This is a genomic window from Streptomyces sp. NPDC048275 (assembly GCF_040652275.1).
In the GTDB taxonomy this organism is placed as follows: domain Bacteria; phylum Actinomycetota; class Actinomycetes; order Streptomycetales; family Streptomycetaceae; genus Streptomyces.
Genome location: NZ_JBEZLR010000109.1, coordinates 16,631 through 32,281, shown reverse-complemented (window position 1 = coordinate 32,281; position 15,651 = coordinate 16,631). Strand labels below are relative to the sequence as shown.

At 69.7% G+C, this 15,651-nt stretch carries 13 protein-coding genes; 6 read left to right on the top strand and 7 right to left on the bottom strand.

Features of this window, described 5'->3' with window-relative positions; translation table 11 throughout:
• Window positions 1-143: 143 nt before the first annotated feature.
• Entirely contained in the window at window positions 144-773 is a 630-nt protein-coding gene (locus tag AB0D57_RS39865; RefSeq protein WP_362085323.1) for a TetR/AcrR family transcriptional regulator, read from the bottom strand.
• 280 nt (window positions 774-1,053) lie between these two features.
• Here AB0D57_RS39865 and AB0D57_RS39860 point away from each other — a divergent pair, with 280 nt between their 5' ends.
• The 5 genes from AB0D57_RS39860 to AB0D57_RS39840 all read left to right on the top strand — a co-directional run bounded on the left by AB0D57_RS39860 (window position 1,054) and on the right by AB0D57_RS39840 (window position 6,035).
• A complete protein-coding gene (locus AB0D57_RS39860) occupies window positions 1,054-2,031 on the top strand; it encodes a tetratricopeptide repeat protein (protein WP_362085320.1) in 978 nt (325 codons plus the stop codon).
• 685 nt (window positions 2,032-2,716) lie between these two features.
• Window positions 2,717-3,298 (top strand): DUF6230 family protein, encoded by a 582-nt coding sequence (locus AB0D57_RS39855; protein ID WP_362085338.1) that lies wholly within the window; start codon window positions 2,717-2,719, stop codon window positions 3,296-3,298.
• A gap of 119 nt (window positions 3,299-3,417) precedes the next feature.
• Window positions 3,418-4,065 carry a DUF6114 domain-containing protein gene (locus AB0D57_RS39850; protein ID WP_362085317.1) on the top strand — a complete coding sequence of 216 codons (648 nt, stop codon included), beginning with the start codon at window positions 3,418-3,420 and terminating at the stop codon, window positions 4,063-4,065.
• On the top strand, window positions 4,055-5,362 hold the full coding sequence (locus AB0D57_RS39845; RefSeq protein WP_362085314.1) for a hypothetical protein: 1,308 nt from the start codon (window positions 4,055-4,057) through the stop codon (window positions 5,360-5,362). The genes AB0D57_RS39850 and AB0D57_RS39845 overlap by 11 nt, the downstream gene beginning before the upstream one ends.
• A 124-nt stretch (window positions 5,363-5,486) precedes the next feature.
• Window positions 5,487-6,035, top strand: coding sequence for a hypothetical protein (locus AB0D57_RS39840; RefSeq protein WP_362085311.1), 549 nt, complete (start codon window positions 5,487-5,489; stop codon window positions 6,033-6,035).
• A 61-nt stretch (window positions 6,036-6,096) separates the two neighbouring features.
• On the opposite strand, the gene pyk is transcribed toward AB0D57_RS39840, so the two are convergent.
• From pyk to pta, 3 genes are all read right to left on the bottom strand, one after another.
• A complete protein-coding gene (gene pyk / locus AB0D57_RS39835; protein WP_362085308.1) occupies window positions 6,097-7,527 on the bottom strand; it encodes a pyruvate kinase in 1,431 nt (476 codons plus the stop codon).
• 73 nt (window positions 7,528-7,600) lie between these two features.
• Window positions 7,601-8,830, bottom strand: a complete 1,230-nt coding sequence (locus AB0D57_RS39830) for an acetate kinase (RefSeq protein WP_362085335.1) — start codon at window positions 8,828-8,830, stop codon at window positions 7,601-7,603.
• 35 nt (window positions 8,831-8,865) lie between these two features.
• Window positions 8,866-10,980 (bottom strand): phosphate acetyltransferase, encoded by a 2,115-nt coding sequence (gene pta, locus AB0D57_RS39825; RefSeq protein ID WP_362085305.1) that lies wholly within the window; start codon window positions 10,978-10,980, stop codon window positions 8,866-8,868.
• 299 nt (window positions 10,981-11,279) lie between these two features.
• Between pta and AB0D57_RS39820 the strand changes: the two genes are divergently transcribed.
• A complete protein-coding gene (locus AB0D57_RS39820) occupies window positions 11,280-12,305 on the top strand; it encodes an ATP-dependent 6-phosphofructokinase (protein WP_362085302.1) in 1,026 nt (341 codons plus the stop codon).
• A gap of 34 nt (window positions 12,306-12,339) precedes the next feature.
• On the opposite strand, the gene AB0D57_RS39815 is transcribed toward AB0D57_RS39820, so the two are convergent.
• From AB0D57_RS39815 to AB0D57_RS39805, 3 genes are all read right to left on the bottom strand, one after another.
• Complete coding sequence (locus AB0D57_RS39815; RefSeq protein ID WP_362085332.1) at window positions 12,340-12,969, bottom strand: XRE family transcriptional regulator; 630 nt, start codon at window positions 12,967-12,969, stop codon at window positions 12,340-12,342.
• Window positions 12,970-13,230: 261 nt separating this feature from the next.
• On the bottom strand, window positions 13,231-13,908 hold the full coding sequence (locus tag AB0D57_RS39810) for a response regulator (protein WP_362085299.1): 678 nt from the start codon (window positions 13,906-13,908) through the stop codon (window positions 13,231-13,233).
• Window positions 13,905-15,581, bottom strand: a complete 1,677-nt coding sequence (locus AB0D57_RS39805) for a sensor histidine kinase (RefSeq protein WP_362085296.1) — start codon at window positions 15,579-15,581, stop codon at window positions 13,905-13,907. Before AB0D57_RS39805 ends, AB0D57_RS39810 begins: the two co-directional genes overlap by 4 nt.
• Between the last annotated feature and the right edge of the window lie 70 nt (window positions 15,582-15,651).

Genomic DNA, 15,651 nt, shown 5'->3' with positions numbered 1-15,651 from the left:
GTGAGCGGGGTCTGGTGCGTCCAACTGCAAGGCGGAGGAGGGCGTCGACGCGGAGCGTCGGCAACCGACGACAACGCCGCAGGTGGGCGTGCCAGACCCCGCGTCTGCGGCATGATCCGCCGGACAGGCCCTAGGGGAGCCGCTCAGGTCTCCGTCGCGGCTCCCGTCAGGCCCAGCAGAAGTACCCGGGTGAACCGGCGCACCCACTCCTCGTCCGCCGGCTCCGCGCTGACCAGCGTGCGGTGCAGGACCGCACCCGCGACCACGTCGAAGATGAGGTCGGCGGTGCGGGCGGCCGTGTCGGGGTCGGACTCCCGGGGGAGCTCCCCGCGGGCGGTGGCGCGGGCCCGGCCCTCCAGGACGAGACGTTTCTGCCGGTCGACGATCGACGTGCGGATGCGCTCGCGCAGGGGCTCGTCCCGGGTGGACTCGGCGATGACGGCCATCAGGGCCGTCTTGGTCTCCGGGCGGTCCAGGATCGCCGCGAACTGGAGGACCACGCCCTCGATGTCCGTGGCGAGGCTGCCGCGATCGGGGAGTTCCAGTTCGTCGAAGAGGACGGCGACGGCGTCGACGACGAGTTCGTTCTTGCCCGCCCAGCGGCGGTAGAGAGTCGTCTTGGCGACCCCGGCCCGCGTCGCCACGTCCCCCAACGTCAGCTTGGACCAGCCCAGTTCGACCAGTGCCGCCCGCGTCGCCCGCAGGATGGCGGCGTCCGCGGCGGCGCTGCGCGGGCGCCCCGTACGAGGGGCGGCGGAAGTGCGACTGTGCATGTCGGTGACCCTATCCGCCGGGTCTGTGAGGTCGTATCGGGCGGTTGTGTGAAGCCGTGAGGGAGATCACCGGGGTGGGGCGGACAAGGGCGCCCTCGGACAGTTACGCTACGACTCGTAGCGAAAGCTCGAACGCGGGTGACAACCGCTGGCGCCAGGTGGGGACCCGGCGCTCTGCAGTGCCGAACACAGTGCCCGGTGCGGTACCCGATCAGGGGGTAACCCGCCTGGATTTCACAGCGCTTTTCACACACGCGCGGGAACGGGGGAGGATAGACGCATGCAGCCACGGAACATGTCCATGAGCGGAGTCGTCGACCTCGCCGCGGTGAAGGCGGCCCAGGAGGCCAAGGCGAAGGCGGAGCAGGCGCGCGCCGAAGCGGCCAGGCAGGGCGGCGGAGGTGGGGCCGTATCCCCCACCAGTCTCGTCATCGACGTAGACGAGGCGGGGTTCGAGCGCGAGGTCCTGCAGCGATCCACCGAGGTCCCGGTCGTCATCGACTTCTGGGCCGAGTGGTGTGAGCCCTGCAAGCAACTGAGCCCGGTGCTGGAGCGGCTGGCCGTCGAGTACAACGGGCGGTTCCTCCTCGCCAAGATCGACGTCGACGCCAATCAGATGCTGATGCAGCAGTTCGGGATCCAGGGGATCCCGGCCGTCTTCGCGGTGGTCGCGGGGCAGGCGCTGCCGCTCTTCCAGGGCGCCGCGGGTGAGCAGCAGATCCGCGAGACGCTCGACCAGCTCGTCGAGGTCGCCGAGCAGCGCTTCGGTCTCACCGGCCTGACGGTGGACCCCGATGCCGAGCCGGGCAGCGCCCCCGCTGTGCAAGAGGTGCCGGCCGGACCGTACGACGCTCTCCTCGAGGCCGCCGTACAGGCTCTGGACGCGGGCGACTTGGGCGGTGCCGTACAGGCGTACAAGAACGTGCTCAGTGACGACCCGGGCAACACGGAGGCCAAGCTGGGCCTCGCCCAGGCGGAGTTGCTGCAGCGCGTGCAGGGCGCCGATCCGCTTCAGGTGCGCAAGGACGCCGCGGAGAAGCCTGGTGACGTGGCGGCACAGATCGCGGCCGCCGACCTGGACCTGGTCGGCGGGCATGTCGACGACGCGTTCGGGCGGCTCATCGGCACGGTGCAGCGCACGGCGGGCGACGACCGTAACGCCGTACGGGTGCGACTGCTCGAACTGTTCGAGGTGGTCGGCGCCGACGACCCGCGGGTGATCGCGGCGCGCCGGGCACTGGCCAGGGCTTTGTTCTAACCGGTGCGCTGACCTGTTCCTAAACGCCGGGACCTGTGATGCCCAGGTGAAAGGTTGGTCGAGGGAGCGACATGTGGCCGCGCTTTACCAAATCTTGGTAAACGCGGCCGCTGTTACTGGGAGTAAGTCGGCGGCGTCGATCTGCCGGATTCCGTCCAGGGATCAACAGTTTTGTCGCCACCCCTGAAGCCACCCTGCGTCGCCGACCGATACCGACGGGTCGTTGTTCGGTTATCCGGCCGTTACTAGCCAGTAACGAACCCCCTTGTGCGGGCGGCGAGAATGCACCACGATCGGCCACGCTCGGTCCCTTCCCCCTACCCCGACAGCCAATCGGGTCAAGGGGTTTTGTGGGTCCCCACCGGGTGGAGGCGGTGGCAGTGGAGCCGCCTCTTGGACAGGGGGGTCTCTGCCGTTCGGCGGAGCCTGTCCAGCAGGTTGTGCGTGATGTGTGTCAGGCGCGACCAGTGGTTGTCGCTCGGGGGTGATCGCCAGTGATTCGGGCACGGTTCGCGCCTGAAGAGTACGGGCGCTCTCCTTCCCGAGGACGTAGCACTTCTCCCATCCCTGCCCGGCTGAGCCGCCGATGTGGGTCAGTCAGGGCCAGGAGATGTACGTCCGAGAAGGAGGAAATATGGAGTCCCAGGTGCGTGGCGGGACCAGATGGAAGCGGTTCGCTGTGGTCATGGTGCCCAGCGTGGCCGCCACAGCAGCGATAGGTGTCGCCCTCGCGCAGGGTGCTCTCGCGGCGTCGTTCAGCGTTTCCGGTCAGTCGTTCAAGGTGACGGCGGACCAGCTTGTCGGTACGGGCTTCTCGCAGTACGGAGCGATCGACTCGGGGTACACCCTCGACGGCAAGAAGACGGCTCACCCCGTCGCGGTCTCCGCGTTCAAGAACGCGTCGATCACCAACATGTGCCAGTCGGTGGTCACCCCGGACATCCCGCTCCTCGGTTCCGTCAGCCTGACGCTGAAGGCCGGCGGGAACGGTACGCCGGTCGAGGCCGACAACCTGTACATCGACGTCGAGGACCTTCAGGCCAACGCGACGTTCACCAACATCGACATCGGTGTTGCGGCCAAGGACGCCAACAAGGGTCCGGGCATCAAGAGCGGTGACACGGCCAACCCGTGGGGCTTCGCTCAGCAGGCCGAGAAGGCCGTGCTGACCGACGTCAAGCAGACGGCGTGGGCGACCACCGCCGGTACGTTCAAGCTCAGCGGCCTGAAGATGTCGCTGTCCAAGGGCGTCAAGGAGTGCTACTAGGCACTCCATGGGGCGGGCGAGGGGGCCCCGGCTGTCTCGCCCGCCCCGCTCCTTATCGCCGTACGCGGATTTCTCGCGCGTACTTTTCACAGTAAAGCCGTTCCAGGGAGCTGTTTTCCATGAGCGCCGAGACTCCTGCCGCGCCCGGCCAGAACGAGCACTACCTCCGGGTCTTCCGGCGGCACTTCCGTATCTGGAGGGGGCAACGCCCGTTCTGGGCCGGCCTGTTCGTGCTGCTCGGCGGTTTCCCCATCGCCTACTTCCCGTACGCGAACCTTCAGATCGGCCACTTGACGCTGGCGATGGCCACCACCGCCGGCGCCGGCTCTCTGATCATCGGCGTGCTCCTCGGGGTGCTGGGCGTGAGCCTCTGGTTCCAGAAGCACGTACGGACCTTCGCCGGAGTCGCGGCGATTCTGCTGGCGCTCGTCTCCATCCCGGTGTCCAACCTCGGCGGCTTCCTCATCGGCTTCCTGTTCGCCATGATCGGCGGCGCGATGGCGGTCTCCTGGGTCCCGGGCGAGCCTGGCGAGGAGCAGGGCGCCGTGGCGTACAAGACCGAGGGCGGCACTCCGAGCGCCCCGAGCAACCCGAACACCCCGATCACCCCGCACCTCCCGGAAACCCCGGCATCCCCGGTATTCCCGGACAGCGCGAACGGCGTGAACAGCGACGCCCCTGCGGTCGCCGACGAGGTGGGCGAGCCGAAGGATCTGTCAGGTACGAGCCCCGCCTTTGGGGCGAACGGGAGGCACAGTGCCGGCTGACGAGGTGACCCACGGGACTGATGTGGACGAGTCCCGGGTGAGAACCGGGCCGCGCCACGCGGCCCCCAGGAAGCCGCTGTTCACCAGGTTCCACATGCCTGCCGGGAAGGCCGTGGCGCTCGCGGCGATGCCGACCGCGGTCCTCATGGGGATGGGTTTCACGCCGACGCTCGCACAGGCCGACGACCAGGCGTCGACGTCGAAGAGTCTGACGGCCGAGGAGTACCAGGCGTGCGTGGAGGCCGTGGACGGCTCCACGGACGGCGAGGACGCGTCGGCGAGCGCCACCCCCACGCCGTCCGCCTCCGCCTCGGGGAGCGCCACCGCGTCCCCCGACGAGGCCGAGCCGACCCCTTCGGACACCGCGTCCTCGGGCGAGGACTCGTCGTCGGATTCAGGTTCCGACGAAGAGGCCGAGCCCACGCCCACGCCGTCCGCGAGCAAGACGGCCCAGAGCGGCGGCAGCGACGACACGGCCACGGCGACCCCCTCGGCCTCCGCGAGCAGCGACAACGTGCTGGAGACCATCGGCGACGCGATCACGGACGTCTTCACGGGCGACGAGGACGCCGCGGCGAGCGCCACCCCCACGCCGTCCGCCTCCGCCTCGGCGAGCGCGAGCGAGGGCACGTCCGACACGGGCACCACCGACACCGTCAAGGACACGACCGACAAGGTCACCACGACGGTCGACGACATCGTGAAGGACGCGACCGACACGGCGTCCGAGGTGGCCGAGGACACCACGGAGACGGTCACGGAGGCGGCCGACGAGGCCGCCACGTCGTCCCCCAGCCCGTCCGAGAGCTCCGCCGTGGACCCGGACGACTGCCCGGTCGCCACGGACGAGGAGGGCGGCGTCGACAACCCCGTGACGCTGCCCGACGACCCCTGGTACCTGAACGCCAGTTCGCTGCTGCTCAAGGGCGCGGACTATCAGGGCATCGTGAAGGTGAAGACCGCCAACGGCACGGTCAAGAAGGTCCTGAAGTACGTGATCTCCGACGGCACCGACATAGGTGATCTGCACCAGACGGTGGACGACAAGCAGGCGGGCAAGACCTACCACGTGCAGGCGGGCAGTGGCACGACGTCCACCATCCGCGACGGCAAGACCGTCATGTACACGGAGAGCATCTCCGGCAACCTGCTCGGCCTGATCCCGGTCGAGTTCAGCCCGGAGAACCCTCCGCCGCTGAACATCCCGCTGATCTACTTCACCAAGGTGAAGGTCGTGCAGGCGGGCCAGTTCGGCGGAACGCTGACCATACCCGGGCTGCACCAGTACACCAGCTGACCGTCACGCACACAGACCCGTTCGGGAGCCGCGCACAAGCACTGGGGCCCGGTACTTCACCGTCAGGTGAGGGACCGGGCCCCAGCGCTTGTCACGTGACGGCATTTTCGCGCTGGAGGCAGCGATGCGCGGTTTGTTCGAGGACCTGGACCGGCTCGACCTGGACGCGCACCTGCGTCGTTGGTCGGCGCCGGAGGCCGCGCGGGCGGATGGGGACGTGAGCGAGTGGATGGCCGCGGCCCAGATGTTCGCCGCCCGCATCCAGGAGGACCCGGCCCGGGTGACCGATGAGCAGTGGCGGGCGGTCGAGCGGGCCTGGTCGGCCCTGCTGGCGGCCGCCGAGCGGGCGACCGGCCCGCAGCGCAACGAATGGCTGCTGCGCGACCTGTGGCTCAGGTCCTGGCTGGTGGAGAAGATCGGCCCGCACGGGGACGAGTCCCTGTTCGATCCCGGACCCGTGCTCGAACGCGTCCTGGACGCCATGCCGATGAGCCCCGAGGCGGCCGCCGAACTCGCCCCGGGGTGGCGTGATCTCGCCCGTGAGCGGATCCTCGAACTGCGCATGATCCGCATGCTGTTGAACCCGGCCCGGCACATCGCCCCGCTGCTCGCCGACCACCCCCGCCGTCCGGAGCTGGACACCTGGCAGGAGGTCGCGGCCCGATTGCCCTGACGCACCGAGGGCGCCCCCTGTCGCAAGGGGCGCCCTCAGCGGCGTACGGAAAGTGCGCGGGTCAGGCGCGGCCGCCCTCGCCCAGGTGGTGGACGCGGACCATGTTGGTGGTGCCGGGGACGCCGGGGGGCGAGCCGGCGGTCATGACGACGACGTCGCCCTCGTTGAAGACCTTGAGCTTCTGCAGCTCGCGGTCGACGAGGTCGACCATCTCGTCGGTGCTCTTCACGAACGGCACGACGTGGGACTCGACGCCCCAGCTCAGCGCGAGCTGGTTGCGGGTGCCCTCGTCCGTGGTGAAGGCCAGGATGGGCTGGGAGACGCGGTAGCGGGAGAGGCGTCGGGCCGTGTCACCGGACTCGGTGAAGGCGACCAGGCCCTTGCCGCCGAGGAAGTCGGCGATCTCGCAGGCGGCACGGGCGACCGAACCACCCTGCGTACGCGGCTTCTTGCCCGGGACCAGGGGCTGCAGGCCCTTGGAGAGGAGCTCTTCCTCGGCCGCGACGACGATCTTCGACATCGTCTTGACCGTCTCGATCGGGTACGCGCCCACGCTCGACTCGGCGGACAGCATGACCGCGTCGGCGCCGTCCAGGATCGCGTTGGCGACGTCGGAGGCCTCGGCGCGGGTCGGGCGGGAGTTGGTGATCATCGACTCCATCATCTGGGTCGCGACGATCACCGGCTTGGCGTTGCGGCGGCACAGCTCCACGAGGCGCTTCTGCACCATCGGGACCTTCTCGAGCGGATACTCGACGGCCAGGTCGCCACGGGCCACCATGACGGCGTCGAACGCCGCGACGACGGCCTCCATGTTCTCGACCGCCTGCGGCTTCTCCACCTTGGCGATGACGGGGACCCGGCGGCCCTCCTCGTCCATCACCTTGTGGACGTCCTTCACGTCGTCGGCGTCGCGCACGAAGGAGAGGGCGACCATGTCGCAGCCCATCTTCAGGGCGAAGCGCAGGTCCTCGATGTCCTTCTCGGACAGCGCGGGCACGTTCACGGCCGCGCCGGGCAGGTTGATGCCCTTGTGGTCCGAGATCACACCGCCCTCGATGACGACCGTCTTGACCCGGGAACCGTCGACCTCGACGACCTTCAGCTCGACGTTGCCGTCGTTGATGAGGATCGGGTCGCCCTTGGAGACGTCGCCGGGCAGGCCCTTGTAGGTCGTGCCGCAGATGTGCTTGTCGCCGGGCACGTCCTCGATGGTGATGGTGAACTCGTCACCGCGCACCAGCTCGACGGGTCCCTCGGCGAAGGTCTCCAGGCGGATCTTCGGACCCTGCAGGTCGGCGAGTACACCGATGGCCTTGCCGGTCTCGGCGGCGGCGGCCCGGACGCGGTCGTACCGCCCCTGGTGTTCGGCGTGCGTGCCGTGGCTGAAGTTGAAGCGGGCCACATTCATGCCGGCCTCGATCAGCGCGACCAGCTGCTCGTGGGAGTCGACCGCGGGGCCGAGAGTACAGACGATTTTCGAACGGCGCATAGGGCGATCCTATCGGTTTGTTTCACTACGGAATATTCCGACTGGTGGAAGATACAAAGGGGCGGAGCGCCGCTCAGGTGAGGTTCTGGCCATCGCTCACGCCATCGCTCACCAGGGCGTACGTCTGCGTGGCGATCTCCAGTTCCTCGTCGGTCGGCACCACGGCGACCGCCACCCGCGCACCCTCGGGCGAGATGAGCCTGGGCTCGTCCGCTCGTACGGCGTTCAGGTCGGCGTCGACCGCCAGACCGAGCTCCTCCAGACCGGCGACCGCGGCCTCGCGCACCGGCGCGGCGTTCTCGCCCACTCCGGCGGTGAAGGCGATCGCGTCCACCCGGCCCAGTACCGCGTAGTAGGCGCCGATGTATTTCTTCAGGCGGTGGATGTAGATGTCGAAGGCGAGCTGCGCCTGCTCGTCACCCTCGTCGATACGGCGGCGGATCTCGCGCATGTCGTTGTCGCCGCACAGACCGATCAGGCCGCTCTTCTTGTTGAGCAAAGTGTCGATCTCGTCGGTGGACATCCCGCCAACCCGCATCAAATGGAAGATGACCGCCGGATCCATGTCGCCCGACCGGGTCCCCATCACCAGTCCCTCCAAGGGCGTCAGCCCCATGGAGGTGTCCACGCACCGGCCGTTCCTGACCGCCGACGCCGAGGCGCCGTTGCCGAGGTGCAGCACGATGACGTTCACGTCCTCCGGTGCCTTGCCGAGCAGCCGCGCCGTCTCCCGGGACACATACGCGTGCGAGGTGCCGTGGAACCCGTACCGCCGGATGCGGTGCTCGTCGGCGGTCTTCACGTCGATCGCGTAGCGCGCCGCCGACTCCGGCATCGTCGTGTGGAACGCGGTGTCGAAGACGGCGACCTGGGGCAGGTCCGGGCGCAGTGCCTGGGCGGTACGGATGCCGGTCAGGTTCGCCGGGTTGTGCAGCGGTGCCACCGGGATCAGCCGTTCGATCTCGGCGAGCACGGTGTCGTCGACGACGGTCGGGTCGGAGAAGAACTTGCCGCCGTGCACGACCCGGTGGCCGATCGCGGCCAGCTCGGGGGAGTCCAGGCCGAGCCCGTCCTTGGCCAGCTCCCCGGCGACGGCCTTCAGGGCGGCGGCGTGGTCGGGGATGGGGCCGTTCGTCTCGCGGGAGTCGCCGGTGGTGAGCGCGGTGTGCTTCAGGCGGGAGGTTCCCTCGCCGATGCGCTCGACGAGGCCCATGGCGAGGCGGCTGCTGTCGCGCATGTCGAGCAGCTGGTACTTCACCGACGAGGAGCCGGAGTTGAGGACGAGGACGCGGGTGGCGGTCACTGCGGGGGTGCTTTCTGGGTCGGGGACGGTGGCGTTCATGCGGTGCCGGCGGTCTGGACCTGCTGGGCGGACTCGGCCTTATGGGGAGTCTGGGCCTGGATCGCCGTGATCGCGACGGTGTTGACGATGTCCTGTACCAGCGCGCCGCGGGACAGGTCGTTGACGGGCTTGCGCAGGCCCTGCAGGACCGGGCCGACGGCGATCGCGCCGGCCGAGCGCTGCACGGCCTTGTAGGTGTTGTTGCCGGTGTTGAGGTCGGGGAAGATCAACACGCTGGCCTGACCGGCGACTTCGGAGTCGGGCAGCTTGGTGGCGGCGACCGTCGGCTCGACCGCGGCGTCGTACTGGATCGGCCCGTCGATCCTCAGATCGTCGCGCCGCAGCCGTACCAGGTCGGTGGCCTCGCGCACCTTGTCGACATCCGCGCCCGACCCGGACGTACCCGTCGAGTACGACAGCATCGCGATCCGCGGTTCGACGCCGAACTGCCGGGCGGTGGCGGCCGACTGGATGGCGATGTCGCAGAGCTGCTCGGCGTTCGGGTCGGGGTTCACGGCACAGTCGCCGTAGACGAGGACCTTGTCGGCGAGGCACATGAAGAAGACGGACGACACGATCTTCGCGTCCGGCTTGGTCTTGATGATCTCGAAGGCGGGCCGGATGGTCGCGGCGGTGGAGTGCACCGCGCCCGACACCATGCCGTCGGCGAGCCCCTCCTGCACCATCAGCGTGCCGAAGTAGTTCACGTCGGCGACCACGTCGTACGCCAGCTCGACCGTGACCCCCTTGTGGGCGCGCAGCGCGGCGTACTTCTCGGCGAACGCGTCGCGCAGCTCGGAGGTCGCCGGGTCGATCAGCTGGCAGTCGCCCAGGTCGATGCCGAGGTCGGCGGCCTTCTTGCGGATCTGGTCGACCGGGCCGAGCAGCGTCAGATCGCACACGCCGCGGCGCAGCAGCACCTCGGCGGCGTGCAGGACGCGTGCCTCGGTGCCCTCGGGCAGGACGACCCGCCGCTTGTCGGAGCGTGCCTGTTCGAGCAGCTTGTGTTCGAACATCATCGGCGTGAGCCGGTCGCTGCTCGGCGCGGAGACGCGCCCCAGCAGATCGCTCGTGGGTACGTGCCGCTCGAAGAGGCCGAGGGCGATCTCCGCCTTGCGGGGCGTGGCGGCGTTCAGCTTCCCCTCCAGGGAGAAGAGCTCGGCCGCGGTGGGGAAGGAGTTCCCGGCCACGGAGACCACCGGGGTGCCCGGCGCGAGGCGCGCGGCGAGGGTGAGGATCTCGTCTCCGGGCCGCTCGCCCAGGGTGAGCAGCATGCCGGCGATCGGCGGAGTGCCCGCGCTGTGCGCGGCCAGCGCGCCCACGACGAGGTCCGCGCGGTCGCCGGGGGTGACGACCATGCAGCCCGGGGTGAGGGCCTTCAGGAAGTTCGGCAGCATGGCGCCGCCGAAGACGAAGTCGAGTGCGTCACGCGCGAGCCCCGCGTCGTCGCCGAGCAGCACCTTGCCGCCGAGGGAGTGGGTGATCTGCGCGACGGTGGGCGCGGCGAGCGCGGGATCGTCGGGAAGGACGTAGCAGGGCACGGGGAGCTGGGAGTCGAGCCGCTCGTTGATCCCGGCGCGGTCGGCCGGGGCCACCCGGTTCACCACCATGGCGAGGACGTCGCAGCCCAGACCGTCGTACGCGCGATAGGCGTTGCGTGTCTCCGCGCGCACGGACTCGGCGGTCTGCCCGCGGCCGCCGACGACGGGGATGACGGAGGCGGCGAACTCGTTCGCGAGGCGGGCGTTGAGCGCCAGCTCGTCGGGGAGCTGGGTGGCGGCGAAGTCGGTGCCGAGGACGAGGACCATGTCGTAGTCGCGGGCGACGCGGTGGAAACGGTCGACGAGGGTGGAGACCAGCTCGTCCGTCCCCTGCTCGGCCTGGAGCGCGGACGCCTCGCGGTAGTCCATGCCGTACACGGTGGCCGGGTCCTGGGTCAGCCGGTAGCGGGCGCGCAGCAGCTCGAAGAGCCGGTCCGGGCCGTCGTGGACGAGCGGGCGGAACACTCCCACCCGGTCGACCTGGCGGGACAGGAGTTCCATGACCCCCAGTTCGACGACCTGGCGGCCGTCGCCGCGGTCGATCCCGGTCACGTACACGCTGCGCGTCACGCGTGCTCTCCATCCGTTTCGTCGCTGGGGTGAGCCGCGTGGCACACCGTGATTTTTTTGGGGCTGTTTTTTGAGGCTCGGAAAAATAGCCCACGAGGGTGAGCAGAACCCTCTTGACAATACCTGTGTGGGTGGATAAGGCGCTCGCCAGGACAAACGCCCTGGTGAGGCCCGGACGGGAGGGCCGGTGCGGGGGGTGTTCCCCGGCTGTTCTCCGGGCGGAATCGGCGATGGTCCTGGTGCCGTGAAACAATCAGACCGGCTCACACGTACCAGCAGCGAGCAGGAGACACAGCACGATGCGTATCGGAGTTCTCACCGCAGGCGGCGACTGCCCGGGCCTGAACGCCGTGATCCGGTCGGTCGTGCACCGAGCGGTCACCAACTTCGGCGACGAGGTCATCGGCTTCGAGGACGGCTACGCGGGCCTGCTCGACGGCCACTACCGCACCCTCGACCTCAACGCGGTCAGCGGCATCCTCGCCCGCGGCGGCACCATACTCGGCTCCTCGCGGCTGCAGCGCGACCGGCTCCGCGAGGCCTGCGAGAACGCGCAGGACATGGCCCGCGAGTTCGGTATCGATGTGCTGATCCCGATCGGCGGCGAGGGCACGCTGACCGCCGCCCGGATGCTGTCGGACGCGGGCCTGCCCGTGGTCGGCGTCCCGAAGACGATCGACAACGACATCTCGTCGACCGACCGTACGTTCGGTTTTGATACGGCGGTGGGTGTCGCGTCGGAGGCGATGGACCGCCTCAAGACCACGGCCGAATCCCATCAGCGCGTGATGGTCGTCGAGGTCATGGGCCGGCACGCGGGCTGGATCGCCCTGGAGTCCGGCATGGCGGCCGGCGCCCACGGCATCTGTCTGCCCGAGCGCCCCTTCGACCCGTCCGACCTGGTGGCGATGGTCGAGGAGCGCTTCGCCCGCGGCAAGAAGTTCGCGGTCATCTGCGTCGCCGAGGGCGCCCACCCCGCCGAGGGCACCATGGACTACGGCCACGGCGAGATCGACCAGTTCGGCCACGAGCGCTTCCAGGGCATCGGTACGGCGCTGGCGTACGAGCTGGAGCGCCGCCTCGGCAAGGAGGCCAAGCCGGTCATTCTCGGCCATGTGCAGCGCGGGGGCACGCCGACGGCGTACGACCGCGTGCTCGCCACCCGGTTCGGCTGGCACGCGGTCGAGGCCGCGCATCGGGGGGACTTCGGCCGGATGACGGCGCTGCGCGGTACGGACGTACTGATGGTGCCGCTCGCGGAGGCGGTCACGGAGCTGAAGACGGTGCCGAAGGATCGGATGGACGAGGCGGAGTCGGTGTTCTAGGCCCTGGTAGGCACTCCTCCAGGTACTCCTCGCTTCAGTACGTGCTCCTCTGGATCGTCGACCAGAAGTGGTCGACGATCCGGTCGAGGAAGTCCCGGCCCGAGTCGTCGGCGTCGGCGGCGGCCGAGCCGGCGCCCCAGCTGAGCGTGGCGACCATCTGCCCCTGATACTCCGAGTGCATCTCCTGGAGGACACCCTCCAGGAGGCGCCGGTCCAGCGGCACCATCTTCCCGAGTGGCCGCACGTACGCCTGCCAGCGCGTCGTCACCGCGCTGCGCAGCAGCTCCGCGAGCTTGCCGTCGCGCCCCGTGACGGTGATGAAGTCCGGCAGCGACAGCTCGAGCACGTCGGCGAGCATGGCCGACTGTCGCTCGTTGCCGCGCCACTCGCCGGCCTCCTCCATCCGCTGGTACGCCAGGAGTTCGAGGCCGACGGCGCCGGCGACGTCCTCCTGGGCGAGGCCGCGCGCGACGCGGTGCTCACGCAACGTTCGTGGCGCGCCGATGAGTTCGCTCGGAGAACACCACAACACCGCCGCGAGCGCGGTGAGTTCGGGTCCGCTCGGCTCGGTGGTCCCGCGCTCCCAGGCGGTGACGAGATCGGGTGTGACATACGGCAGCCCGTACGAGGCTCTCATCCCGTACGCGACATGCTCGGGCCCCATGCCGAGCGCCGTCCTGATTCGGCGGGCGGCCGGAGCGTTGAAGGGCGGGGTGGGCCGTTGGGCCTGCGGTGATTGCACGCGCACAAAATATGGGGCTGGGGCCAGCGGGGACTACGTTCTGTTCGGCCACAATCACAGATTGTAGGAACATACGGTTTCGGATGTGGGCGAGCTTCGTCAGCGCGGCGGAAGCTGGTCTTGTGCATGGAAGGTGTAGATGTCGGTCACCGCGCCCTACTGGGGCTCCCGCGGCGAGCTGAGTCAGCCTTTCACCCACCGGTACTGCAGTTCCGGCCGCCCCACCTGCCCGTACTGCGGAGCGCGCGCCGCGCGTCCCGAGTCGACCAGGTGTTCCAGGTACCGCCGGGCCGTGATCCGGGAGATGCCGACCGCCTCGGCGACACCGGTTGCCGTCAGGCCCTCGGTGGAGTCCCGGAGCGTCAGGGTGACCCGCTCCAGCGTCGGTGCGCTCAGCCCTTTGGGGAGTGCCGCCGGGCCCGGTGCGCGCAGGGTGGCCAGGGCGCGGTCCACCTCGTCCTGGCCGCTGGCCTCGCCCACCGACGCGTGGAACTCGGCGTACCGGACGAGGCGGTCGCGGAGCGTGGCGAAGGTGAACGGCTTCAGGACGTACTGCACGACCCCGAGCGAGACCCCTTCCCGTACCACCGCGAGGTCCCGCGCGGACGTCACCGCGATCACGTCGGCGTGGTAGCCGGCGGCGCGCAGCGAGCGGGCGAGCTGCAGGCCGTGCACATCCGGCAGGTGCAGGTCGAGCAGCAGCAGGTCCACCGGCGTGCGGTCCAGGGCGCGGCGCGCCTCCGCGCCCGTGTGGGCCTTGCCGACCGCCGTGAACCCGGGCACGCGGCCGACGTACATGACGTGTGCGTCGGCGGCGACCGGGTCGTCCTCGACGACGAGTACGCGGATGGGCTCGGTCATACGTCGCCTCCGGGCACGGCGGGCTGGGCGGTCTCGGGCTCGGCAGCGGCGCATTCAACGGTGTCCGGAGCCGCACCCACCGTAGGCAACGGCAGTCGGACCTCGAACTCCGCCCCGCCCCCGGCCGCCTCCGCCACCGTCAGCGTGCCCTGGTGACGGCTCACTGCCTGGCGTACGAGGGCCAGTCCGAACCCCCGGCCCCCGGGCCCCGACGGTTTCGTCGACCAGCCGCGCTGGAACACCTCCTCCGTGTGGGCCGGGTCGACCCCCGCCCCCGTGTCGGCGACCCGCAGCACCAGGCCGGTGGCGTCCGTGCACACCGTCACCGTGACCCGCGCCCGCGCCGTGCCCTGCGCCGCGTCCATGGCGTTGTCGATCAGATTGCCCAGCACCGTCACCAGGTCCCGGGACGGAAGGTCGGCCGGCAGCAGCCCGTCGTCGATGCCGCTGTCCTGCGACACGACCAGTTCCACGCCCCGCTCGTTCGCCTGGGCCGCCTTGCCCAGCAGCAGTGCGGCGAGGACCGGTTCGCTGACCGCCGAGACGACCTCGTCGGTGAGCGTCTGGGCCAGTTCCAGCTCGGCCGTGGCGAAGTCGACCGCCTCGTCGGCGCGGCCCAGTTCGATCAGCGAGACCACCGTGTGGAGTCGGTTCGCGGCTTCGTGTGCCTGTGAGCGCAGCGCCTGGGTGAAGCCGCGTTCGGAGTTCAACTCGCCCATCATCGCCTGGAGTTCGGTCACATCACGCAGGGTGACGACCGTGCCCCGGCGTTCGCCGCCGGACACCGGGGAGGTGTTGACGACCAGGACGCGTGACGCCGTCAGGTGTACCTCGTCCACCCGCGGTTCCGCCGACAGCAGCGCGCCCGTCAGCGGTGCGGGCAGCCCGAGGTCGGCGACGGAGTGGCCGACCACCTCGTCCGTCACGCCCAGCAGCTCCCGCCCGCCGTCGTTCATCAGCGCCACCCTGTACTGCCCGTCCAGCATCAGCAGACCCTCGCGTACGGCGTGCAGCGCGGCCTGGTGGTAGTCGTGCATACGGCTGAGTTCGGCCGCGTTCATGCCGTGGGTGGAGCGGCGCAGCCGGGCGTTGATGACGTACGTGCCCATGCCGCCGAGGGCGAGGGCGCCCGTCGCCACCCCGATGAGGGCCTTCACCTGATCCTGCACCCGCTTGGTGATCGCCTCGACCTTGATGCCCGCGCTGACCAGCCCGACGGTGCGGCCGTTGTCCACGATCGGGGTGACGGCGCGCACGGACGGGCCGAGGGTGCCCGTGTACGTCTCCGTGAAGGACGTGCCGTTCAGGGCGGGGCCGATATGGCCGAGGAAGTGCTTGCCTATCAGCGTCTCGTCGGGGTGGGTCCAGCGGATGCCTCGCTTGTCCATGATCGTGACGAAGTCGACCTCGGTGTCCCGCTGCACCTGAAGGGCGTACGGCTGGAGATCCTTCGTGGGGTCGGCGGTGCGGATGGCGTCGTGGACGGACGGGGAGTCCGCGACCGAACGGGCGACGGCCATGGCCTGGCGGCCCGCCGCCTCCTCGGCCTGACTGCGGTCGCTGACGTACGTGAACAGCGCGTATCCGGCGACGAGCACCGCGATCAGCACGGCCTGCATGGCGAAGAGCTGGCCGGCCAGGCTGCGGGGTCTCGGGACGCGGGGAAGGCGCATGTCGTCAGTCTGCCTCTCCTTGTAAGTGTGAACTAAATGAACGGAAGGGTGACCGCCCTCACAGGGCGGG